The following is a 24,955-nucleotide window of genomic DNA, read 5'->3' as shown; positions in this document are numbered from 1 at the left end:
CAGCCCGGAGTTCGCCTGCGTCACCGACAAGGCATAGGTGGTCGTCCCGGCGCCGTCGGCGCCGTAGCTCGACGTCACCGTCACGATCGCCGCAGCGCTCGTTGCCGTCATCAGCGCCGGGGTCAGCACGCCGTCCGTCGTCGAGCCGTTGTTGGTCTCGTCAAGCGTCACCGAGCTGCCGACAACCGCGCTCGTGATCGACGGGCCGTCATCCAGGAAGGTCAGGTTGTTGCCGATATTCAGCGTCGCCGACTGATGATCGCCATCCGCATCCGTCACCGTCGCCGTCAGCGTCACCAGATTGTCGGCGTTCAGGCTGACCGGCTCGTTCGGATCCGTCGTCGGATGGACGACCGCCCGCTGCTGGTCGAGGGTCACATTGCCAGACGCATCGGTGCTGACCGTGAACACGATCACGCCGCCGACGCCCGCACGGCCGACCACCTGGCCAGCCTCGAGGCTCAGCACCACCGCCTGGCCGCTCTCCGTGTCGACCAGCCCGGTCGCGCCGGCATTGAAGCCAAGAGCATAGGTGATCGTGCCGGCGCCATCGGCGCCATAATTGGACGTGAACGCGCTGGCGAAGCTCTGCGTGTCGTTGGTCGTCAGATCGGTCTCGTCGACGCTCAGCGACGGCAGCTTCACATCAGCCAGCGCGACCGTCGGAGCATCATCGTTGAAGGTTATGGTCAGCGTGCCCGGTGCCGTCGAGCCATCGGCGTCGGTGATCACATAGCCGAGGTTGACCGTCGCATTGTTCTCGTCGTTCGGACCCTGTGCCTGGAGCACGTTGTCGAGCAGCGTCACCGTGTAGGCGCCGGTGGCCGGATCGGTCACATGCACCGTGAACAGGTCGCCGCGTGGACCCGTCGCCGTCAGCGTGTCGCTGGCGGCGTTCCAGCTGTAGGTGACGTTCTCCTGGCCGACCGTCCCGCTGGTGCCGTCCAGCGTCGCGAACGAGAAGCCGTTGGAACCGGCGCCGTCGCCGCCGACGCTGCCGCCCAGCGTGCCGTTGTAGGTTGCTTCGCTGGCGCTGAGCGGAACCTCGCCGGCATTGGCGTCGATGTCGCCCGCCGTGCTTGCCGCATTGCCGCCGGCCAGCCCGTCATCATCGACCGTGGCCGCCGCCGTGCCGGTCGTCGGATGGTTGGCGTCGGTCACCGCAAAGCTGATGCCGGCAGTCGCCTTGTCGCCATCGCCGTCCGTCACGGTATAGGTCGCCGAGGCCGCACCGGCCCCAATGACCGGACTGTTGGCAGTGAATGAATAGCTGCCGTCGGCCTTGACCTTGATAAAGCCGTCACCGATGTCGATCGCCTGCGAGTAGCCGTCGCCGCCGAAGACCAGGGCGGTGGCGCCAATATGCGTCACCGTGGCGCCGTCGGCGCCAGCGACGAAGTCCAACGTGCCGGTGATGGTCGCGCCTTCAAGAACATTCTGCGACGCCTCGGTCGTGGCCGTCGGCACATCGTCGACGATGTTGACCGACAGCGTGCCGTTGACGCTCTGCGCGTCCTGGTCGGTGAGGGTGACGGTGAAGTTCTCGAACAGGCTGTTGGTGCCCTGGACGGCCGGATGCGCCTCATTGTCGAGGAGCGTGTAGGTGTAGCTCACCTGACCGGTCGCGGCGTCGTAGGCCGTCACCGTCAACGTGTTGCCCAGCGCCGTCGTGAACGAGCCAGCCGTGAACACGCCATTGGTGATGAAGGTGTGGCCGTCGATCGCCAGCGAGGCGATGCCGTCGGGCGACGAAATGGCGAAGGTGCCGCCTTGCGTGGTGCTTTCCTTGGCAGTGTCGGAGCCGTCCGACTCACCGGACCCACGGTTGGCCAGCAGGTCATTTTCGTTGACGACGACGTCGCCGCCACCGGCCGCCGGCGTCAGGTCGCTGATCGTCGGTGTCGAATTGCCGATCGAGATCGTCAAGGTCGTGTGCGACAGATCTCCATCGCCGTCCTTGATCGTGTAGGTGAAAACGTCGTGGACGCCACCAGGCGTGCCGGCATCGCGCACATAGGTGTAGGAGCCGTCCGCCTGCAGCGTCAGCGTGCCGTAGCCGCCATGGATCGGCGTGTTCAATGTAACGCCGCTGTCCAGATCAGCATTGGTCGTGCCGGCGGCAACGCCCGCAACCTTCGCGTCATCGGCGCCCTTGGTGTCGGCGCCTGCAGCATTGCCGTCGCTGCCGGCGCCGCTGATCACATTGCCGCCAATCGGCGCGTGCGAACCCGCCGCCACCGCGTCGGTATCGGCAACTGCCGTCGGTGCGTCGTCGATGATACTGATGACCAGATTGCCGGCCGGGGCCGGATTGCCATTTGCGTCCGTCACCACGACCGGGAAGCTCACATTGGTGGCGTTGCCGGCGGTGTTGTCGAGAAGCGTGTAGGTGTAGTGGATGGTGCCGATGCCGGTCGCCGCATCGAAGACATAGCTCGCCGTCAGCGAGCCGGCCGCATCGGTGAAGGTTTGATCCACCGCGCTCAACACATGGCCGCCGAGCGAGACCACCGACACACCGTCCGGCGAGGTGAAGCCGATGTTGCCCGAGGTCGTCTCAGAGGACGCGGACGCGTCCGAGCCTGCGGGCTCGCCGCCACGCGCCGGCAGGCCGGCCTCGTTGACTGTTGCCGATCCGATGAGGTCGATCGAGGGGGTGGAGTCTTCCTTCTCCGCAACGCCAATCGTCAGCTCGCGCCGGTCCAGCAACCCGAACTGCAAGTCTGTCGGGGGCAACAGGGCCGAAAGGCCGAACCCGTCACCGATGCCGCCGGGGGGGATTTCGAAATTCCCGCCTGCACTGGGTGGCGAGCCGCCCGGGCCGGCCGACATGGAACCGTCGGCGCCGAAGGCAACGTCGACATGGCTTGCCTCGAGCGCGGCCAGCAACGCAACGCGCGGCACCTCGACGTCGCCAATGACGAAGGTCGGCACGTTCAAGGCGCCGTCCTTGATCACGATCACCGAGCCGTCGGCCTGCTCGAGCACAAGGTTGTGGCCGTCGACCTTGATGTTGTCGATGGAAACGTTGGACGGAAGTTTCACGATGTTGCTGGCGTCAGCTACATATTCATGGGGTGCCGTCGCTGCGGGTGCGTTCGCTGTCGCCGGCGCTTCCGGCTTGACAGGTGCTCCGCCACCAACATCGACCGGCACCGGTTCGGCTGCTGCCGGCGCGGGCTGCTGGGTCGAAGTTGCTTGTGCGACCAGGATCTCTCCCGGCGATGCCTGACCATTGTGTTCGTTGGACGCGGAATGCTCGTTCAAGGAACCCGAAGAACTGTCCAACTCATTATTGCTGATCATTGCTGAAACCCCTCCGACATTTCCCGGCAAGAGACATTGGCCACTTCTGCTTTGCAACAACCCTGCAATCTATTTCATATATTCCGATATGCCTGCCCCAGCATTTTTTACACGTTGGTAAACCTCGAACATATAACCTGATATATGCCGGCTTCCGCGTAGCTCGCTCGGCGGAGGTTGGACGCGGTCCCTTGGTAAATAGGAGTATAAAATCGAATAAAATTTTAGATAAAATAGACAAAGCCACTTGCCGCAAAGTTATCCACCTTCCTTTCCAATAATTTGAGACAAGATTGGTAGCGTCCACAGTCAAAGGTGGGCGTTATGAAAAAAGAAAAATCAGTCCTGGGAAAAACCGGGCTCAAGGTGCTCCTGCTGGCAATCGGCCTTGTCGGCCTGGCAGGACCTTCATTCGCAAATGCCGTTTCCGGGGAGGCTGCCGCTACCGGCACGCCTCTGGAAAGGGTCCTGACGCCGCCCTGTCTCGGCGGTGTTTCGCTGGCGAGGCCGCAGCCCTGGCAGCCTGTGGCGCCTTACCGGATCAGCATGGTTTTCGGCAGCTACGGCCCGGCATTTGCTGATCGCGAGGATGGTTCGTCGACGGCGCGAGCTGATGCCGGGATAGATCCGGTGCAGACGGCATCGATTATTCCCGGCGTATTCGGATCGGTCGCCTTGTCCATGCGCAATTTCCCCGTCTCGGCTCGTTGGGCACCCGTCTACCAGGCAATCACCAGCTGCTCGGCAGGCAGCGCCTGCGAGCGCAAGAGTGCGGCTTTTGCCAGCATGGTCTCCGCTGCCCAGGGCAAGGGGTTCAGCGAGAAGCTATCCTTCGTCAACAGCAGCGTAAATCACCTGATCGCCTACCGGAAAGACAGCGTCGTCTACGGCAAACTCGACTATTGGGCAAAGCCATCGGAAATTCTCGAACGGCGAGCCGGCGACTGCGAGGATTTTGCCATCCTCAAGATGACGGCTCTGCTAAGGGCCGGCATTCCAACGCAAAGCATGGCGCTCGTTGTTCTCCAGGACCGCAAGCGAGGCTTCTTTCACGCGGTGCTGTCGGTGAGCACAGGCAGCGGCACCTTCATTCTCGACAGCCTCAGCAACACCGTCGTGCGCGACAGCGATCTTCCCGACTACGTTCCGCTCTATTCGTTCAGCACGGACCGGGCTTGGATCCACGGCTCGAAACCGGGCGCAGCCCAGATGGCTGAGATCAAAGGCGGCTTCGCGACCGTTGCGCCCGGCGAAGGCGTTCAGCCATAGATTTTCCGGCAAGATCACATGTCGCCAAAAGTGATTTTGGGACAATGATTTGCATGAAAACCAGAGCGTGAGCGCATCGGCTGAATCCGGGTCAACGTGACGCGCCTCAGCCGCCGAAGACGAACGCCATCAGCAATTCCGGCTCGACCACCGGGGCTCGCACAACATTCAATTGACCCCGATATCGACGTTCACCGGCGCCTATGACAAAGCCCGTAGCCACCGGCGCTTGGCCATTGGCGTCGAGCCGCGCAAAAATGTCGGCTACATTGAGGTCCAGCGCCAGCTTGAGGTCATGGCGCGCATCGTCGTTTGGAGCTATCGGCAACTGACGCTTGACCAATTGCTGGAACGGCGCGTTGAACGTCAGGATCTTCTTCGACGATGCCAAGGCAAAGGCTGGCGACGGGCAGGCGACCACTATGGCGTTGATGGTGTTGATCGACGCAAGCCTTCGCAAGGTCAGGTTTTCTTCCCCCAATCCACGCATGCAGGCCACCCTGATCGCAGATGTCAGGTTACCTGTTTGTGCCTGACTTTCGGCGATCTCATCGATGAGCATCCCGATCGTGCACTTCCTGCTTTCGGCCATCTGCTTCAGCGTGACCCAGAAAGCCCGTTCCAAACGGATGCCGCGTCGTACGCCGCCGCGTGCCACAACCCGAAATTCCAGCCCAAAATCCTCAGCCGTGACAGGAGGCAGCAGCCGCTCGTGACCCGGAAGAGGAGAGCTGGCGCTACCGCTCACTCATCGCCTCCTGACGTGCCTTGTTGATCGGCTTCAAGAGGTAATTCAGAATCGTCTTGCGCCCGGTCTTGATGTCGACGGAACAGATCATGCCCGGGATGATCGAATAGGCCTTGCCGTCTCGCTCGAGCGTCGATTTGTCCGTCGACACGCGCACTTGGTAATAGGGTTCGCCTGTCTTCTGGTCCACCAGGCTGTCGGCTGTGATGTTGGAGACCTTGCCTTCGATGCCACCAAAGATCGAGAAATCGTAGGCAGTAACCTTGATGAGCGCGTCCTGGTCCGGCCGGATGAAGGCGACATCTCGCGGTGAAACCCGCGCCTCGACCAGAAGGGTCTCCGAGGTCGGGACGATGCCGGCCACGACCGCGCCAGGCTGGACGAAGGCGCCGACCGTGTTCAGCTCCAGCGTGTTGACAATCCCATCCACCGGAGACCGGATATCCGTGCGCGCGACCTTGTCGGTGGCGCCACGTATGGTCTCATCCACCACCGAGAGATCGGCCAGCGCCTCCGTCAGGTCGCTCAGGGCTTCCTGCTGCAACTGCAGGCCGAGCTCGTCGACCTGAAGCTGGGCTTCCGTGATAGCCCCCTTGGCTTTTTTGATGGTCTCACCGGCGAGGTTCAACTGCCCTTGCAGTTCGGTATGCTCACGCTCGACGCGGATCTGCTCGGTCCTCGCCATCAGCCCCTTCTTGACCATGGAATCGACCAGTTCCTTTTCCTGGTCGCTAACGGCCAGGTTCTTGGTGAGGCGATCGAGATTGGCGGTGGCTTCGTCCAATTCATTCTGGCGCTGATCGAGGCGCGACTTGAGAACCGACAGCTTGACTTCGAAGTTTTCGCGGCGCGCGACGAGCAGCTTCTGCTCGTTTTCGCAGATTTCCGGCGCTGCCTTCTGGATCTCGGGCGGACAGGGAAATGCGCCTTCGAGATTGCCGCTCTGCTCGAACTGGAGCCGCGCAATGCGCGCCTGCAGGGCTCGCGCCTTGGCCTGCTGCTCACCAAGGCTGGAGGTGTTGAGCGTGTTGTCGAGACGGATGATGAGATCATTCTTCTTGACGACCTGGCCAATCGTCACTGCGATTTCCTGGACGACACCGGCTTCACTCGCCTGAATGATCTGGGTCTTGGAAGCGGGTATCACCTTGCCGTCTCCCCGCGCGATCTCATCGACTTCGGCAAAGGCTGCCCAGGCGACAAATACAACGAAAAGCGCTCCTATGATGAATATGGACGCCGACGCAAAGAGCGGCGGCCGATCTTCCCTGGCAAGCATTTCCTACGCCCCAACGCATTGGATGCATTCAATTTGTTCGATCAGGCGCTTGTTTTCTGCAACGCCTGTATAACCTGGTCCTTCGGTCCGTCAGCAACGATCTTGCCCTGCTCGATAACGATCAGGCGATCGGCCAGTTCAAGCATGCTGAAGCGATGTGTGGACACGATCAGCGTGGTGTCGCGGTCAAAGGCGACCTTGAGCTGCTTTATCAACTGGCGTTCAGATGCGAGATCCATCGAGCCCGATGGTTCATCCAGAAAGACGATTTTCGGCTTGGTCAGCAGCAGGCGTGCGATCGCCACTGTCTGCCTCTGGCCGCCTGAAAGATTGGTGCCACGCTCGCCGACATTCATGTCGTAGCCACGCGGATGGCGTGAGACGAAATCGTCGACGCCAGCCGCCTTTGCCGCGTCGATGATCTGCTCATCGGTAGCCTCCGGGCAAGCCATCAGGAGATTTTCCTTGATGGTGCCCGAGAACAGATCGCCAGCCTGCGCAACGATGCCGACAGCGGCCCGAACTTCTGACGGGTGATACTGGCGAATATCGATCCCATCCAGCAGCAGCTCACCGGAGGTCGGCAGGAACAGCCTGCCGACCAGCCGACCCATCGTCGTCTTTCCCGATCCTATGCGACCGATGATGCCGATGCGTTCTCCCGGCTTCACCGTGAAATTCAGACCGGTCAAAACCTCGTTTTCCGCGCCGGGATAGACAAACCCGACATTTCTGAACGCCATCGCCCCGTTGCGAATGGGCCGATTGACGAAACCCACCGTGTCCGGCCGGTCCTCCGGTTGCTCCATGATCGAGTTCACCATCCTCAACGAGAGCATGGCCTGGCGAAACCGTGACAGCGTGATGGCGATCTGGCCGAGCGGAGCCACCGCCCTGCTCGCCAGCATGACCGTTCCTATGATTGCTCCTGTCGAAACATGCCCTTCCGAGAAGGCGTAAGCGCCAGCCACCACCAGAGCGACGGTCACCAGCTGTTGTATCGACTGGGTTATGTTGCCTGCGGCCGCCGAGAGTTGCTTGATCTTCTCGGACGTGTTGGCGGCGTTCTTGGAATGCTCTCCCCATTTTCGCAGCAGATACGCCTCGGCGCGCAGCGACTTGATCGTCTCCAGCGTCGAGATGGATTCGACCAGCAGGGCCTGGCGTTGCGAAGCTTCGTTCATCGAGGCGGCGACGCGCTTGCCGATGCGGCGCTGGGTAATCAAGCCGACGATGACAGACATCACAAAGGCCAGCGCCGGTATGATCACCAGCCAGCCGCCTATCGCATAGATGACGAGAAGAAAGACGAAGACGAATGCCGTGTCGATGAACACGCTGATGGTGTTCGAGGTGAAGAACTCTCTGACGAACTCATATTGCGTGACCCGGTTTGCGTATTCACCGGTCGAGTCGGGACGCGCCGACAGTGACGAGTTCAGCACTTTTTCGAACAGAAGATACGATATCCGAAGATCCGCCTTGCGCCCGGCATAGTCGATGAGGGAAGCCCTGGCCGTCTTCAAAAGCAGATCGAACAGGATGACGGCACCGATGCCGATGGCCAGAACCCACAGTGTGGATATTGCCTTGTTCGGCAGGATCCTGTCGTAGACGTTCATCGTGAAGATGGGTGAGGCGATGGCCAGAACATTGATGAATATCGCTGCAAGGACGACTTTCGAATAGGTGCGCCAGAAGGCGCCCATCGTCCCCGTCAGCCAATGGCGCCTTTCGATCTTCTGTGCCGAGCCGACCTTCATCGCCTCGGTGGCATTGGCATAGGTGATCGAGAAGGATGCGCCGCCGCTGATATAGCTGGCAGCCAGCTCGGATCTGCTGATCGTGGTGCGGCCGTCTTCTTGGGGCGCAGTCAGGTATTCGCCCGCTTCAATCTCCGCGAGTAGGGCGACAGGCAGCTGGCTGGCGCGAAACAGAATGGCGGGCAGATCGACGCGCCCGCGCAGGAAATCGCGATGACTGACGTCCTTGACCTCGAGGCCGATGCGCTCGGCAAGGTGCCGAATATCCTCTACCTCAATTCGCGTCTCTGAAATCGGCACCCCGGCAAACAGCACTGTCTCGGCGCTCGGCCTGCCAAGATAGCCGGCGACCGCTGAAAAGCAGGCTTTGAATGCCTCCTTGGGGGAGAGGATGTTGGGTTGCTGGTTCACGATATGCCCGTAAGGACCCTCGCTGGACCCTGCACCGTCCTACTTCTTCCTCACTGGCGCAAGGATATCGAAAGGCAGGTCGTTCTTCTGCTCCGATGGCGTCCGCGCATAGGTCTCAGTGTCCGCGGTTTCTGGTGCGTTGAACTCGGATCGTGCATATGCCGTCGCTTGCTTTGCCGGCTGAAGACCCATCGTTTTCAGCAATTGACCTGTCGCGGCCAGAAGCCGGTATTGGGCGAATAGCGATGCATAGGATGCTGTGTCCGCCAGCGTTGCCGTGTTGAACCGCGTATTCTGCGCATCGAGCACGTCGAGCAGCGATCGTTGCCCTACCTTGAATTGCTCGCGGTAGGACGAAACCAGCTTTTCACTGGAAGCGGCTTGCAGCCTCAGCGTCTTTGCCAGGTCGGCTTGCCGGAAACGGCGATCCCATGACGTACGGACAGCCTCCTCGATTTCACGCAAGACCTGGTGATAGGCAAGCCGCTGTTCGCTGGCACGGCGGATCTGCTCCTGTTCATTGGCCTTGTCTATGCCGCCTCGATAGAGGTTCCAACGCAGCACCAGACGCGCCTGCAGGTCACTGGCGTCGCCATTGTCGCCGTCAATGTCATACCCTCCCCTGGCACGGCCTTCGGCCAGGACTTCGGGGCCGTATTTCGCCCGGGCCGCATCCACCATGGAAGCAGCAGCGGCGATATCGCTGGTGGCCATGTGAACGCGTGGATTGTTCTGTCGTGCCAGGCCCAGCGCATCGTCAAGTGACCTCGGCAGTGCGGCGGCGACATCACCGGGCCGCGAAGCATTGACCAGCGGTTTGCCGACGGTCTTGAAGAACCGGATCCTGGAGGCTTCCAGTTCTTCGCTCGCCTCCTGCATGCGTGCCTGGGCTGCGAACAGACGCTCTTCGGCCTGCTGCCGGTCGGCCTCGTTCAGCGCCCCGCCCGAGATGCCTTGCCGGATGTCGCCGAGTATCGCCTGATGGAAACCGAGGTTCTTCTTGGCTTCGGCGACGATCGAAGCCTGCAGCATGTATTCAAGGTAGTCTTGGACGACCGACAGCCCGATGAATTCCGAGCGCTCCAGCACCCGGAAGGACGCTCCGTCGACCCGCGATGCCTGGCGGTTCAATTCCGCCCGCCGCGCTCCGCTGTCAAACAGCTTCTGTGTAACCACCAGATCCGCTTCCGCCGGATAGAGCGAATCGTCCTCTATCGACAGTGAGCGCCGAGACGAATCGTCGAGGCGACGAACTCCAGCCGATGCCTCGACATCGACACTGGGAAGATAAAGGCCCTTGGCCTGCCGCAACTCGAACTCTATTGCTTCGCGATTTTCAATTGCCTGTCCAATCTCCGGATTGGATTCTACAGCAACAGCCATCGCCTCCTTGAGCGTGAGCGCATGAGCACTCGCGCAGGTCAGCATAGTAGCCGCCATCAAAAGACCAAGGCGCTTGCCGACGGCCGAGATGCTTGTCTTATTCATTTAACCCACCCTAACGTTTCCCCAGCACCCTTATTCGCGAGCGCCCACCAAGCCAAGGCCTGCCTCCGAGAACTATCAACAGTTTCACGAAATGTGTGAGGAATTATTGAATTAGCTCCCGCTAAATCGATGATCCAGGCCACAAGATTGTTAAATGTAGCAAAAATGGCACATAAGCATAGACCCCTGCGATCGTATCCTGACGCTGCCAAGTGAGGAAAAGGACAAAAAACGGAACGTGGTAAACCAGCGCGGGGAGAATCAAGCAAGGATAGCCACTATTTGCTGCGTTTCTCAACGTGCGCTTAGCGCAGCCATGCGGTCGAGCGCCGCGGTCAGGCCGCTAAGCGACACCGGAAATGTCAGCCGGGTCTCCGCGTCTGTCGTGACATTGAGCTTCAGCACCGAGCCTTCTCTCATCTTTGCAAGCGTCGGCGGATCAATGGAAAACACCGCGAGGCAACCCGTCGGCAGGCAGGTCCTGAACCGCTGCTGGGACAATGGCGGCTGATCGTCGATCTGGAGCGTTATGCCCGCATCGAGCAATATGCCGAAGGGCAGAAGCAGGGTGGCCGTTGCCGAACCGTCCGTACGTCTCTGAACCTCCACGGCAAGAAGCCTTTGGCCGTTCTGCCCTTCCGGGAGCGATGCGCTCGGCCTTCGCGCAGTTCCGCTCTATCCGGCAGGACGTCGAAGACAACAAGGTATCCATGATGACGAAACTCACCATGCCAGTGCTGGCGATTGGCGGCGAAAAATCCTTTGGAGCAACCGAGGCGATCGTCATGCGCAATGCCGCGACGGACGTGACCGAAGTCGTGGTCCCCCATTCGGGACATTGGCTCATGGATGAGCAGCCGGAGGCCACGATCGCAGCCGTGAGGACTTTTCTCGACCGGAAGTGAGGCGCACAAGTCTTCGCCCGGCGAGTTCCTTGGCTTGATCCTCAATCGTATCGCCCTGACTGACAGAAGGATTCCGAAGCCGGTAAAAGCAGATGGAGGTGCCAGCCTGCTGCTCCGTACCGAGATAATTCAGATAATGCCTCGGCTGCGCCACTCGCAACGGTTGCAGACACTTACCCGGTAACGCCGATCCGTGGATTCGCCCCCCACGCCGGGGCCGCATTGCCTTCTGCAACCGCTCGCTGGATAGTCCCGGCAATGTTCGAGACCCTGGCGACTCACTGGCCCCAAATCCTTGCGATCATCTCGGTGGTGATGGCGACCGTCGGCATCATCCACGTCGTCATGACCAAGGAGGATGTCCGCGCCGCCACCGGCTGGGTCGGCGTCATGGTGCTGTCGCCCATCATCGGCGTGCTGATCTATGCCGTCGCCGGTATCAACCGCATCCGTCGCGCCTCGATTAGCGCCCAGCGGCCGCTTGCCGGCGGCGCGGTGTCCGCCAAGCATGAGCGCGACGTCGCCGCCGAAGAGGCCCTGATCGTCGAGCGATACGGGCAGCGGTTCACCGGCCTGAGGACACTGGGCGACAGGGTGGCGCGGCGCGCGCTCCATCCTGGAAACGCAATCGATGTGCTGGAGACAGGCGACGAGGCCTATGCCGCCATGTGCGCGGCGATTGATGGCGCCGAGCGCAGCATCCTGCTCGAGACCTATATTTTCGACAATGATGCCGTCGGCATGCTCTTCGTCGAGGCTCTCGGCGGCGCCGTCCGGCGCGGCGTAACCGTCCGCGTGCTGATCGATGCCGTTGGCGCCCGCTATTCCGTGCCGAGCATCCTGGGGCATCTGCGCAGCGCCGACATCACCGCCGATGTCTTCAACGGCAACATCGTCATGGGTCTGCGCCTGCCCTACGCCAATCTGAGGACCCACAGGAAGATCCTGATCATCGACGGTAAGGTCGCCTTCACTGGCGGCATGAACATCCGCAAGGGCTTCTCGGCCGAGTTCGCCGGTTCCAACTGCGCCAGGGACACGCATTTCCGGGTCACTGGTCCGGTCGTCGCCGATCTCTTCTCGGTCGCCGCCGAGGATTGGCGCTTCGCGACCGACGAACCGTTGAAGGGCGATGCCTGGCGAATTGGGCCGCTGTCGCCGGCGCCCGGCCTGCCCATGCTGGTGCGGGCGGTCGCGTCCGGCCCGGACGCCAGCATCGAGACCAACCACAAGCTGCTGATCGGCGCGTTCTCCGTCGCCCGCAAATCGATCCGCCTGATGTCGCCCTATTTCCTGCCGGATCGTGAACTGATCAGCGCCTTGACCACCGCTGCAAGGCGCGGCGTCGAAATCGACATCGTGGTGCCGGCGGTGAACAATCTTTTCCTTGTCGACCGCGCTATGACGGCGCAGTTCGATCAGCTGCTGAAGAACTATTGCCGTATCTGGCGCACGGAGGGACCGTTCGACCATTCGAAGCTGCTTTCGATCGACGGCGTGTGGGCGTATGTCGGCTCTTCCAACCTTGACGCCCGGTCGCTGCGGCTGAATTTCGAGATCGACCTCGAGGTCCTCGACGCCGGCTTTGCCAGCGAGATTGAGGCGCGGATCGGATCGGCGCTCACCACCGCAGTGCCGGTGACGCTCGACGCCTTGCGGGCCCGACCCATCCTTATCAGGCTGTTTGACCGGGTATTGTGGCTCGGTTCGCCCTATCTCTAGCCAAGGTTGGCGCGTGTGAAGCCTGCCTGTCATGGAACATATGCCGACGGCGCCTATTTTGACTGTAGCCCGGTTCCGAATTGAAGCCAGCGAGGACGAGCAGCACAGATATGCACAGAACTGGACGCAGCCTTCCGGCAAGCATGCTTCTATCCATTCGCGACCGCAGGATGCAGAAGGCAAACGCCGGTGCGCCCAAGCGGACAGGCACCACTGGAACGCTGGTTGCCTCCTACAACGTCCACAAATGCATCGGCCTCGACAGGAAGTTCGATCCTGAGCGGACCAGCCGCGTCATCCGCGAAATCGATCCTGACGTGATTGCTCTGCAGGAAGCCGACAACCGCTTCGGCGACCGAGACGGGCTTCTCGACCTGTCTCGCCTGGAACATGAAACCGGCCTGGTGCCGGTGCCGATTGCAGCCAATGGCAAGGGGCATGGCTGGCATGGCAATGTCCTGCTGTTCAAGAAGGGCGTCGTCCGCGACGTGCATCAGATCAGGCTGCCGGGGCTGGAGCCACGCGGCGCCGTGGTGGCAGAGATCGATCTTGACGGAAACCGGACCCTGCGCGTCATCGCCGCCCATCTCGGTTTGCTGCGCCGGTCTCGCTCGCAGCAGGCCCGCGTCGTGCTCGATATCATGAACAGCCCCGATGCCACGCCGACGCTCCTGCTCGGCGATCTCAACGAATGGCGGCTCGGCAACCGCTCCGCGCTGAACACGCTGCATGTCACCTTTGGCCCGCTGCCGCCGGCAGTGCCCACCTTCCCGTCTAACCTGCCGCTGCTGGCGCTCGACCGCATCATGGCCAACCGGCACGGCATGATCTCGGCCGTGGAGGCGCATGACACGCCGCTTTCGCGGGTGGCGTCCGACCACCTGCCGCTGACGGCATTTGTGCGCTTGTAAGGCAAATTGTCCGCCGACGGAGGACAACCTGGCGTCCACGGCTATGAAAAACGATATTGGAACGCTAAGCCTTCCCGCGAGTTCATATGATGAAACCCGAGGAGGACGTGACATGAAAAACCTATTCCTGGCTTCGGTGATGGCATTGGCCGCAACGGCCGCCGTCATCGCCCCAACGCAAGCCGCAAGCTTGATCATCCAGTCCGACGACAACCAGTATTCACCGGACGATCAGCCCGATAACGGTGGCCAGGTCATCATCCGCCGCCATCATGACCGGCATTACAATGACAACCAATATGGTGACGATCAGAACGACGGCGTCCAGTTTGGCGATTACCAAGGTGGCGAGTATCGCCGGCACCACCGTCACAACTACGACAACCAGTATGGTGACGACAGCGTGCAGTTCGGTGATTACCAGGGTGGCGAGTATCGCCGCCACCACCGGCATCACCGCTGCCATATCGAACTGGTCAAGACCTGGCGCCACCACCACAGGGTGATCGAGGAAGTCCGCGTCTGCGGCTGATCTCGCTCGGAACAACCGGTCGGCACAAGCAGGCCGGTTTCGTTCTTCCTCGTCAACCGATGATCAGCTGACGAAATAAGGCTGCCATTCGAAGTCGGTGATGTGCGACGGCATCGAACTCGCCGTCGACGGCGGCCTGCTGATGCGCATGTATCCGGCGCGCCGGCCGTCAGGACGCGACAGCAGAAACAGCAGAAATCGAGGCGAATGACCGGCCGGCATGGCCGGTCAAACCTGTCCAACTGTTAATTCGACTTGGGTCGGTTTCAGCCATATTGGTTGATGGGGGTGAGAGATGCCGCCATGGACCAGCAGTTGGAAATACCCCTGCAGACGCCCCTGCAAACGAATGTCGCGCAACGCCGTTCGCATGGCTGGATCCCGTGGCTGATCTTTATTGCAATTGTCGCCGCCACCGGCACCTATCTCTACCAACGCCCGCAAGTCGAGGCCAGGCAGCCCGGTGGTAGAAGAAACGCGCAACCGATGTCGATCGGCGCCGCCACCATCGAGAAGGGCACGATAGACGTCACCCTCAACGCGATTGGCACGGTGACCTCGCTCTCCACCGTCACGGTCAAGCCGCAGGTCATCGGCCCGCTTGTCCAGGTGAACTTCAAGGAGGGTCAGGACGTCGCCAAGGGCGATCTGTTGGCTGAGGTCGATCCCCGTCCCTACCATGCAGCACTCGCCCAGGCCCAGGGCCAGCTGGCGCGCGACCAAGCAATGCTGAAGGACGCCCAGCTCGACCTTGCACGAGACAAGACATTGGTGACCCAGGGCGCGGCGACGCATCAGACGCTCGACGCGCAGGTCGCCCTGGTTGCGCAGGACGCCGGCTCCATCCAGGTCGACCAGGCCTTGGTTCAGACCGCGACCCTCAATCTCGACAATTGCCGCATCCTGGCGCCGGTCGACGGCCGCGCCGGCCTGCGCCAGGTGGATGAGGGCAACTACGTGACGCCGGGCGATGCCAACGGCATTGTCGTCATCACAAGGCTGCAGCCGATCAGTGTCCTCTTCACCGTGCCCGAGGACGACTTGCCGGAGATCGCGCAGCGCCTGCAGCAGGGCGCCACGCTGCCCACCACCGCCTTCGACCGCGCCGGCAGCAAGAAGCTCGCCGACGGCCAGCTTGAAACCTTCGACAGCCAGATCGATCCGAGCACCGGCACCATCAAGCTGAGAGCGGGTTTCGCCAACGAAACGCGCACACTCTATCCGAACCAGTTCGTCAACATCGAGCTGCTGGTGGACGAGCACAAGGACGTGGCAATCGCCCCGATCGCCTCGATACAGCGCGGCCAGCCCGGCACATTCGTCTATCTGGTCAATCCCGACAGCACAGTCGCCGTGCGCAAGGTCACGCTTGGCGTCACCAATGGCGAGCACGTCGAGATCCTGGCGGGCCTGACCCCCGGCGACCGCATCGTCGTCGACGGCGCCGACAAGCTTCGCGACGGAGCCCATATCAACCTGCAACAGGACGGCCAGACACAGGCTCCGGCACAGACACCCCCGCAGGCCTCAGTGCCTGCACCGGCAGGGACAGCGCCTCAACCGCAGGCGCAGCCACCCGATCAGCCGGTATCCGCGACGCCGAAGCCGGACGACACCGGCAGGCACAAGGGCCAGGGCCGCAAGCATCGCCATGCGGAGTCCGGGCAGCAGCAATGAGCCCGTCGCGAGCCTTCATTCTGCGGCCGGTGGCGACATCGCTGTTCATGGTCGCCATCATGCTGTCCGGCCTGCTGGCTTACCGCTATTTGCCGGTCTCGGCGCTGCCCGAAGTCGACTATCCGACCATCCAGGTGCAGACCTTCTACCCGGGCGCAAGCCCGGACGTCATGACATCCTCGGTCACCGCGCCGCTGGAAGTCCAGCTCGGGCAGATCGCCAACCTGAACCAGATGAATTCGGTCAGTTCGGCCGGCTCCTCGGTCATCACGCTGCAGTTCAGCCTGGCGATCTCGCTCGATGTCGCCGAGCAGGAGGTGCAGGCGGCCATCAACGCCGCCGGCAATCTGCTGCCGGCCGATCTGCCGGCCCCGCCGATCTACGCCAAGGTCAATCCGGCCGATGCGCCGGTGCTGACGCTCGGCCTGACATCGGACACGATGCCGCTGCGCGATGTGCAGCAGCTTGCCGACACAAGGCTGGCGCAGAAGATCTCGCAACTGGCGGGCGTCGGTTTGGTCAGCCTCAGCGGCGGCCAGCGCCCGGCCGTGCGCGTCCAGGCCGATCCGCGCAAGCTCGCCGCCTATGGCCTCAATCTCGACGATCTGCGCACCACGCTGGGCAGCGCCAACGTCAACACGCCGAAAGGCAATTTCGACGGGCCTTCGCGGGCCTACACCATCAACGCCAACGACCAGCTGAAAAGTGCCGAGGAATACCGCTCGCTGATCGTCGCCTACAAGGACGGCGCCCCGGTGCGGCTGAGCGATGTGGCAACGGTGGTCGACGCCACCGAGAACAACAGGCTGGCGGCCTGGATGAACAGCACGCCGGCGATCATCGTCAACATCCAGCGCCAGCCCGGCGCCAACGTCATCGAGGTGGTCGACCGCATCAAGGCGCTGTTGCCGCAATTGCAGGCCTCGCTGCCAAGCACTGTCGACGTCAAGGTGCTGACCGACCGCACCACCACCATCCGCGCGTCCGTGCGCGACGTCGAATACGAACTGACGCTCGCCGTCATCCTCGTCGTGCTGGTCATCTTCGTCTTCCTGCGTAGCGCCCGTGCGACGCTCATTCCGAGCCTCTCGGTCCCCTTGTCGCTGGTGGGCACGCTGGGGGTGATGTACCTGTTCGGTTTCAGCCTCGACAATCTCTCGCTGATGGCGCTGACCATCGCCACCGGCTTCGTCGTCGACGACGCCATCGTCGTCATCGAGAACATCGCGCGCTATGTCGAGGAGGGTGCGACGCCGCTGCAAGCGGCGCTGAAGGGGTCACAGCAGATCGGCTTCACCATCATATCGCTGACCGTCTCGCTGATCGCCGTGCTGATCCCACTGCTGTTCATGGGCGATGTCGTCGGCAGGCTGTTCCGCGAATTTTCCATCACGCTCGCCACCACCATCCTGATTTCCGCCGTGGTGTCGCTGACGCTGGTGCCGATGGCCTGCGCCAAGCTGCTCAAGCCGTTGTCGGCGGTGCGCGAGAACGCCCTGCAGCGCGCCAGCCGCGACTTCTTCGACTGGGTGATCCGAGGTTACGGTCGCGCGCTGACCTGGGTGCTCGACCGGCAGACGCTGATGCTTTTGGTCGCGGCGGCCACGCTGGTGCTGACGGCAGCACTCTACGTGGTCATCCCCAAGGGTTTCTTCCCGGTGCAGGATACCGGCGTCATCCAGGCCATCACCGAGGCGCCGCAATCGGTGTCCTACGCCTCGATGGCCGAGCGGCAGCAAGCGCTGGCGGCGATCATCCTGAAGGACCCCGATGTCGACAGCCTGTCATCTTTCATCGGCGTCGACGGCACCAACACCACGCTCAATGTCGGCCGCATCCTGATCAACCTCAAGCCGCATGAAAAGCGCACTGCCGATATCACGCAAGTCATAGCAAGGCTGAAGCAGGCGACCGCCGCCACGGCCGGCGTCACCCTCTACATGCAGCCGGTGCAGGACCTGACCATCGACGGCACGGTCAGCCGTACGCAGTATCAATTCGTGCTGCAGGACGCCAATCCTGACGAGTTGACGCTGTGGACGCCGAAGCTGCTGGCCAGGTTGAACACGCTGCCGCAGATCGCCGACGTCGCCAGCGACCTGTCGGATGCCGGCCTCGCCGTCGTCGTCGACATCGACCGCGACCAGGCGGCACGCTTCGGCATCACGCCGGCGACGATCGACAACGCGCTCTACGACGCCTTCGGCCAGCGGATCGTCTCGACCATCTTCACCACATCCAGTCAGTACCGGGTCATTCTCGAGGTAGATCCCTCCTTGCAGGATTCGCTCAACGCACTGTCGTCCGTCTACCTGCCGTCATCGAGCGGCGGCAGTCCGGTGCCGCTGGCCGTGGTCGCCAGCACTCACGTCGCGACCGCACCGCTGCAGATCGCCCATATGGGGCAATTCCCGGCCACCACCGTCTCGTTCAACCTGGCGCCCGGCGTGTCGCTTGGCGAAGCGGTCACCGCGATCCAGCAGGCGCAAAGCGAGATCGACATGCCGCTCAGCGTCATCACCAATTTCCAGGGCGCGGCGCGCGCCTTCCAGGCTTCGCTCGACAACACGTTGTTCCTGATCCTGGCGGCGGTGATCACCGTCTACATCGTGCTCGGCGTGCTCTATGAGAGCTTCATCCACCCGATCACCATCTTATCGACACTGCCTTCGGCCGGCATCGGCGCGCTGCTGGCGTTGATGATCGCCGGTGAGGACCTGACCATCATCTCGATCATCGGCATCATCCTCTTGATCGGCGTCGTCAAGAAGAACGCCATCATGATGATCGACTTCGCGCTCGACGCGCAGCGCAACGAAGGCAGGGCGCCGCGCGAAGCCATCTACCAGGCCTGCCTGCTGCGCTTCCGACCGATCCTGATGACGACGCTGGCGGCGATGCTTGGCGCACTGCCGCTGATGCTCGGCACCGGCGTCGGCTCGGAACTGCGTCATCCGCTGGGCGTCACCATCGTCGGCGGCCTGCTCGTCAGCCAGTTGCTGACCTTGTTCACGACGCCGGTCATCTATCTCTGGTTCGATCGCCTTGCCGCCCGGCTGCAAGGCGTCCAGCCCGACCTTCAGCGTGCGTATGGTGCGGACGCCGCGCCATGAACCTGTCGGTTCCCTTCATCCGGCGCCCGGTCGCAACGACCTTGCTGACCTTCGGCCTGCTGGCGGCAGGACTGGTGGCGTTTCCGCAATTGCCGGTGGCGCCACTGCCCGAGGTCGACTACCCCGTGATCTCGGTGCGGGCGTCGCTGCCGGGCGCCAGCCCGCAGGTCGTGGCAAACACGGTCGCCAGCCCGCTCGAACGGCATCTCGGCGAGATCGCCGATGTCAACGAAATGACGTCGTCGAGCAGCGTCGGCAGCGCCCGCGTCACGTTGCAGTTCGGCCTCGATCGCGACATCGACGGCGCCGCGCGTGATGTCCAAGCTGCCATAAATGCGGCGCGCGCCGACCTTCCGTCCAGCCTGCATTCCAACCCCACCTATCGCAAGGTCAATCCGGCCGACGCGCCGATCCTCATTTTGACCCTCACCTCCGACACTCTGTCGAAGGGGCAGCTCTACGATGCCGCCAGCACCGTGCTGGCGCAGAAACTCTCGCAAGTCGATGGCGTTGGCGAGGTGGCGGTGGGCGGCAGTTCGCTGCCGGCGGTGCGCGTCGAGCTCAATCCGCAGGCGCTCTACAATTATGGCATCGGGCTGGAGGATGTGCGCGCGGCCCTCGCCTCGGCCAATGCCCACAGCCCGAAGGGCGCCATCGACGTCGGCCCGCAGCGCTATCAGATCTACGCCAACGACCAGGCCAACCATGCGGACGCCTATCGCTCGCTTGTGGTGGCCTATCGCAACGGCGCCCCGGTGCGGCTTTCCGACGTCGGCCAGGTCAACGATTCCGTCGAGAACATCCGCAATGCCGGTCTTGCCAACAACAAGCCGGGAGTGCTGATCATCCTCAACCGATCGCCCAACGCCAACATCATCGCAACGGTGAACCGTGTGAAGGCGCTTATGCCGTCGCTGCGCGCCTCGATCTCGCCGGCCATCGATCTGTCGCTGGCGGTCGACCGCTCGACCACCATCCGCGCCTCGCTGCGGGAAGTCGCGCAGACGCTGATGATCGCCATCGGCCTGGTCATCCTGGTCGTCTTCGCCTTCCTGCGCGATGTGCGTTCGGCACTGGTGCCGATCGTGGCGGTGCCGGTGTCGCTGGTCGGCACGCTGAGCGTCATGTACCTGCTCGGCTTCAGCATCGACAATCTGTCGCTGATGGCGCTGACGGTGGCCACCGGCTTCGTCGTCGACGACGCCATCGTCGTGCTCGAGAACATCTCCCGCCACGCCGCTTCCGGCATGGGTCGCCTGGAAGCGGCGATCAAGGGGGCGCAGGAAGTCGGCTTCACCGTGCTGTCGATGAGCCTTTCGCTGATTGCCGTCTTCATTCCCATCCTGCTGATGGGCGGCATCATCGGCCGGCTCTTTCGCGAGTTCGCCATCACGCTGTCGGCCGCGATCCTGGTCTCGCTCGCCATTTCGCTGACCACCACCCCGATGATGTGCTCGATCCTGCTGCGCGGCGAACGGGATCGCAGCCATGGCTGGCTCTACCGCTTCAGCGAGCGCGTCTTCGACGTCATGCTGAGCGGCTACCGCCGCTCGCTCTCCTGGGCGCTGGACCATCCGCTGCTGATCATGGCGGTGATCGCGGCGACGCTTTGCCTCAATGCTTATCTCTACGTGACCATCCCCAAAGGGTTCTTTCCGCAGCAGGATACCGGCCGGCTTGTCGGCTCGATCCAGGCCGACCAGGCAACCTCCTTCCAGCTGATGTCGCAAAAACTTAGCCAGTTCGCCGGCATCGTCAGCAAGGACCCTGCCGTCGATGCCGCTGTCGGCTTCACCGGCGGCGGCCAGACCAATTCCGGCTCGATGTTCGTGTCGCTGAAGCCGCTGGCCGAACGCAAGGTTTCCGCCGACCAGGTGATCGCCCGGCTGCGGCGCGAACTTGCTGTGGTGCCGGGCGCCACCCTCTTCCTGCAGGCGGTGCAGGACATCCGCGTCGGCGGGCGTCAGTCGAACGCGCAGTACCAGTACACGCTGCAAGGCGACAGTTTCGACGACCTCGCGCAATGGGCGCCGAAACTCGCGGCGGCACTGCAGACCGAGCCGAAGCTGACTGACGTCAACAGCGACCAGCAGAACAAGGGCCTGGAGGCGGATATCGTCATCGATCGCGACACCGCGACGCGCCTTGGCATCACCGTCGGCCAGATCGACAACACGCTCTACGATGCCTTCGGCCAGCGCCAGGTTTCCACCATCTATGTGGCGCGCAATCAGTACCACGTCATCATGGAGGTGGCGCCGCAATACTGGCAGAACCCCGAAGCGCTGAAACAGGTCTATGTCAGCACGTCGGGCGGATCGGTGCACGGTTCGCAGGCGAGCAATGCGGTTGCCGGTACATTCGTCGCGCCGGGACAGTCCGGCAGCGCCGCGGCGGCAGCGACGGATGCCGCGCGCAACCAGGCGACCAATTCCATCACCAGCACCGGCAAGACTGCCGCATCGACCGGATCGGCCGTCAGCACCGGTGCCGAGACGATGGTGCCGTTGTCGTCGGTCGCGAGCTATGGCCCCGGCAGCACGCCGCTTTCGGTCAACCACCAGGGCCTGTTCGTCGCCACCACGCTGTCGTTCAATCTCGCGCCGGGCGTCGCGCTCAGCGACGGGGTCGCGGCCATCAACGCGGCGGCGGATCGCATCGGCATGCCGGCCACCATCCATGGCAGTTTCCAGGGCACGGCCCGGGTGTTCCAGGATTCGCTCTCCGACCAGCCGCTGCTCATCCTTGCTGCGCTCATCGCCGTCTATGTCGTGCTCGGCATCCTCTACGAGAGCTACGTCCACCCACTGACCATTCTCTCCACGCTGCCTTCGGCCGGCGTCGGCGCGCTGCTGGCCCTGTCGGCCTTCGACATCGAATTCAGCATCATGGCGCTGATCGGCATCATCCTCCTGATCGGCATCGTCAAGAAGAATGCGATCATGATGATCGACTTCGCGCTGGCCGCCGAGCGCAACGAGAACAAGTCGGCGCATGATGCCATCTACCAGGCGTGCCTGCTGCGCTTTCGCCCGATCATGATGACGACCATGGCGGCACTGTTCGGCGCCGTGCCACTGGCCATCGGCCTTGGCGAAGGCAGCGAACTGCGCCAGCCGCTCGGCATCGCCATCGTCGGCGGCCTGGTACTGAGCCAGATCCTGACCCTCTACACGACGCCGGTCATCTACATCTATGTCGACCGCTTCGGCCGCTGGTGCCAGAGGCTGCGGTCGCCAAAGTGGCGCCCCTGGCAGCCAGGTGCACAGCCGGGAGAATGAGAACCGGCCGCCGCCCAAACTCCTCTCTGCGATCAACGGCCTGTAACTTGGCCCGCCTCGGCTGCTCGCCATGCCTGTGGACCGGGATGGAGCGTCTGGACACAAGCGGCGAACGCTGAAAAAGTGGTTACGTCGTCTGGGTTGCAGCGGCTCGCTCGGAACACAAGGAGGATTTCGCTGAATCTGGAAGACATTGCCGGCCATCCAGCCCTGCATCGCTATGTTCAGGCACAGTCGCTGGCGCTGATCCACATCTATGAAGAGAGCCCACGGCTGGCTTCCATTTTCGCCACGCAGCAGCGTTGGCTGATGGGCCATGTCGGTCTTGCCATGCATTTCAGGCGTGACCCGCACGACCGCAGCAAGGAACTGACGGTGTCGCGTTTCATCGAGGTCGTGCACCAGAACGCGGTGGCCAGCCGCAACACCGCGGACGCTTTCATCAAGGAGATGCTGCACTACCACATCGCCGAATATGTGTCGGGCGGCGACGGGCGCACGCACCCCCTGCAGCCGACGGCGGCCACCGTGCAGACTTTTACCGGCTGGGTCCTTGCCCATCTGCAGACGCTGGATCAGCTCGACGGCGGGGATCGCCTGACGAGGTTCCTGGAGCGGCCCGAGATGGTTGCCAGGCTGCAGCCTCTTGTGGCGGACGGCCTGCTTTCCTCCAAACCGGTGCGCGAACCCAACCAGACCTTTTCCCTGTTCATCTGGCTCAACAATGGCGGCATCGTCATGGACTGGCTGATGTCCGGCATCGACCCCGATCATGCCGGCCTGGACCGCATTCCGACCAGCGTGGTTTCGATCGGCGAGTTCGCCAGATGGCTCAAGCTCTCGAGGACCCATCTTGCGCGCAAGCTTCGCGCGGCCGAGAATCTCGGCAGCATCGGCTGGCTCGGCCCGCGCGGCCATTCGGTGATGTGGGTGTCGAAGACGTTCTTCCAGGAGTACATGACCGTCCAGGCCGCCAAGCTGGCCATTGTGGATGCCGCTTTCAACGCCTGTTTTCCGCTAAGCGAGGCCCGCCGACAATCGCCGTGACATCGGCCTGCCCAGGGAAATCGTAGGTCAAGCACCAAATCCACGATGCTGTGAACCGGCATCGGCGGACTGCTTCTGGACACAGAAGCGGAAGGCTGAAAATGTGGTTGGGTCTTCGCAGCCGTCAGGCCGAATCGGAGCAGGGGAGAATGGCGCTGACCTCGGAGCTTATTGCCGGCCACCCGGCATTGTATCGCTGTGTCCGTGCCCAGGCGCAGGCGCTGATCCAAGCCTACGGAATGAGCCCTCGGCTCTCGTCGGTGTTCGCCACCCAGCAGCGTTGGCTGATGGCGCATATCGGCCTCGCCCTGCATTTCAGGCGGAAGCCCGATGACTACCGCAAGCAACTGACGGCGGCACGTTTCATCGACGTGATCCGCCAGAACGCCGTCGCCAGCCGCAACACAGCTGACGCCTTCATCAAAGAGATGCTGCATTACAATTTCGTCGAGCTTCTGCCGACGGCGCAGGACGGGCGCATCCGCCCGATACAACCCACAGTAAACACGCTGGAGACGGTCGCCGACTGGATGATGGCGCATCTGCACACGCTGGACAGCCTCGACGGCGCGAACCGTCTGGCGACGTTCCTCGAACGGCCCGACGCGCTCGCCAGGGTGCAGCCGCTGGTGGCCGACGGCCTGGTCTCCTCCAACCCCGTCCGCGAGCCCAGGCAGACCTTTTCCCTGTTCACCTGGCTCAACAATGGCGGCGTCGTCATGGACTGGCTGATATCGAGCGTCGATCCCGATCATGCCGGCCTCGATCAAATCCCGACCGGCATCGTCTCGATCGGCGATTTCGCCAAATGGCTCAAACTGTCGCGAACCCATCTGGGGCGCAAGCTGCGTGATGCCGAGGACCTCGGCAGCGTCGGCTGGCTCGGCCAACGCGGCAATTCGGTGATGTGGGTGTCGGCCGATTTCTACCGCGAATACATGACCGCCCAGGCCGTGAAGCTGGCCATCATCGATGCCGCCTTCGTCGAGACCTTCGGCTTGCCGGCAGGCAGATGATCGGTGCAGCATCCCCCGTGCGGGGGATGCATGAGAGCCCCGGAATCCTCAATCGATGTCGAAGGACACGCCCTGCGCCAGCGGCAGCGCCTTTGAATAGTTCACCGTGTTGGTGGCGCGGCGCATATAGGCCTTCCAGGCATCGGAGCCGCTCTCACGGCCGCCGCCGGTTTCCTTCTCGCCACCGAAGGCCCCGCCGATCTCTGCACCCGACGTGCCGATGTTGACGTTGGCGATGCCGCAGTCCGAGCCGTCGACGCCGAGGAAGCGCTCGGATTCCTGCAGGTCGCGGGTGAAGATGGACGACGACAGGCCGGCGCCGACCGCATTGTGCTCGTCGAGCACGGCGTCGAAATCCGAATATTTCATCACATAGAGGATCGGCGCGAAGGTCTCTTCCGTCACCGGCGAAACCTGTTTCGGCATTTCGACCAGCGCCGGATGCACGTAATAGGCATCCGGATGGCCGTTCTCGACCCGGGCGCCG

General features: G+C 62.6%; 16 protein-coding genes and 1 pseudogene. 10 read left to right on the top strand and 7 right to left on the bottom strand.

Going from position 1 to position 24,955, the window contains the following annotated elements:
• Positions 1-3,306: DUF5801 repeats-in-toxin domain-containing protein (locus AC07FD_RS25570; RefSeq protein WP_478352083.1), on the bottom strand; the 3,306-nt coding region annotated here is incomplete at its 3' end.
• A gap of 324 nt (positions 3,307-3,630) precedes the next feature.
• Here AC07FD_RS25570 and AC07FD_RS25565 point away from each other — a divergent pair.
• A complete protein-coding gene (locus tag AC07FD_RS25565; RefSeq protein WP_478352082.1) occupies positions 3,631-4,575 on the top strand; it encodes a transglutaminase-like cysteine peptidase in 945 nt (314 codons plus the stop codon).
• A gap of 106 nt (positions 4,576-4,681) precedes the next feature.
• On the opposite strand, the gene AC07FD_RS25560 is transcribed toward AC07FD_RS25565, so the two are convergent.
• From AC07FD_RS25560 to AC07FD_RS25540, 5 genes and pseudogenes are all read right to left on the bottom strand, one after another.
• On the bottom strand, positions 4,682-5,323 hold the full coding sequence (locus tag AC07FD_RS25560) for a ribbon-helix-helix domain-containing protein (RefSeq protein ID WP_478352081.1): 642 nt from the start codon (positions 5,321-5,323) through the stop codon (positions 4,682-4,684).
• A complete protein-coding gene (locus AC07FD_RS25555) occupies positions 5,313-6,602 on the bottom strand; it encodes an HlyD family type I secretion periplasmic adaptor subunit (protein WP_478352080.1) in 1,290 nt (429 codons plus the stop codon). Before AC07FD_RS25555 ends, AC07FD_RS25560 begins: the two co-directional genes overlap by 11 nt.
• Before the next feature lie 41 nt (positions 6,603-6,643).
• A complete protein-coding gene (locus AC07FD_RS25550; RefSeq protein ID WP_477398404.1) occupies positions 6,644-8,776 on the bottom strand; it encodes a type I secretion system permease/ATPase in 2,133 nt (710 codons plus the stop codon).
• A 39-nt stretch (positions 8,777-8,815) separates the two neighbouring features.
• A complete protein-coding gene (locus tag AC07FD_RS25545; RefSeq protein WP_478352079.1) occupies positions 8,816-10,264 on the bottom strand; it encodes a TolC family protein in 1,449 nt (482 codons plus the stop codon).
• A gap of 294 nt (positions 10,265-10,558) precedes the next feature.
• A pseudogene (locus AC07FD_RS25540) lies at positions 10,559-10,897 on the bottom strand (invasion associated locus B family protein); the annotation flags it as partial.
• A gap of 14 nt (positions 10,898-10,911) precedes the next feature.
• Here AC07FD_RS25540 and AC07FD_RS25535 point away from each other — a divergent pair.
• The 9 genes from AC07FD_RS25535 (at position 10,912) to AC07FD_RS25495 (ending at position 24,468) form a co-directional block, all read left to right on the top strand.
• A complete protein-coding gene (locus AC07FD_RS25535; protein WP_478352078.1) occupies positions 10,912-11,169 on the top strand; it encodes an alpha/beta fold hydrolase in 258 nt (85 codons plus the stop codon).
• Between the two features lie 258 nt (positions 11,170-11,427).
• The gene (locus AC07FD_RS25530) at positions 11,428-12,891 is read left to right on the top strand and encodes a phospholipase D-like domain-containing protein (protein ID WP_478352077.1); all 1,464 of its coding nucleotides are present in this window, start codon (positions 11,428-11,430) and stop codon (positions 12,889-12,891) included.
• Between the two features lie 110 nt (positions 12,892-13,001).
• Positions 13,002-13,802 (top strand): endonuclease/exonuclease/phosphatase family protein, encoded by an 801-nt coding sequence (locus AC07FD_RS25525; RefSeq protein ID WP_184876437.1) that lies wholly within the window; start codon positions 13,002-13,004, stop codon positions 13,800-13,802.
• A gap of 112 nt (positions 13,803-13,914) precedes the next feature.
• Positions 13,915-14,334, top strand: a complete 420-nt coding sequence (locus tag AC07FD_RS25520) for a hypothetical protein (protein ID WP_478352076.1) — start codon at positions 13,915-13,917, stop codon at positions 14,332-14,334.
• 303 nt (positions 14,335-14,637) lie between these two features.
• A complete protein-coding gene (locus tag AC07FD_RS25515) occupies positions 14,638-16,011 on the top strand; it encodes an efflux RND transporter periplasmic adaptor subunit (RefSeq protein ID WP_478352075.1) in 1,374 nt (457 codons plus the stop codon).
• Positions 16,008-19,124 (top strand): MdtB/MuxB family multidrug efflux RND transporter permease subunit, encoded by a 3,117-nt coding sequence (locus tag AC07FD_RS25510; RefSeq protein WP_478352074.1) that lies wholly within the window; start codon positions 16,008-16,010, stop codon positions 19,122-19,124. Before AC07FD_RS25515 ends, AC07FD_RS25510 begins: the two co-directional genes overlap by 4 nt.
• Complete coding sequence (locus tag AC07FD_RS25505; protein ID WP_478352073.1) at positions 19,121-22,405, top strand: efflux RND transporter permease subunit; 3,285 nt, start codon at positions 19,121-19,123, stop codon at positions 22,403-22,405. Before AC07FD_RS25510 ends, AC07FD_RS25505 begins: the two co-directional genes overlap by 4 nt.
• Before the next feature lie 171 nt (positions 22,406-22,576).
• Positions 22,577-23,452: a hypothetical protein gene (locus tag AC07FD_RS25500; RefSeq protein ID WP_478352084.1), complete on the top strand. Its 876-nt coding sequence runs from the start codon at positions 22,577-22,579 to the stop codon at positions 23,450-23,452.
• 149 nt (positions 23,453-23,601) lie between these two features.
• A complete protein-coding gene (locus tag AC07FD_RS25495; protein WP_478352072.1) occupies positions 23,602-24,468 on the top strand; it encodes a hypothetical protein in 867 nt (288 codons plus the stop codon).
• Positions 24,469-24,516: 48 nt separating this feature from the next.
• Here AC07FD_RS25495 and AC07FD_RS25490 read toward each other — a convergent pair.
• Positions 24,517-24,955 (bottom strand): aldehyde dehydrogenase family protein (locus tag AC07FD_RS25490; RefSeq protein WP_478352071.1); only part of this gene is annotated, 439 nt, incomplete at its 5' end.

The organism is Mesorhizobium waitakense (assembly GCF_056431085.1).
Note: the sequence above shows the minus strand (reverse complement) of the source record. Positions and strands in the feature narration are given on the sequence as shown.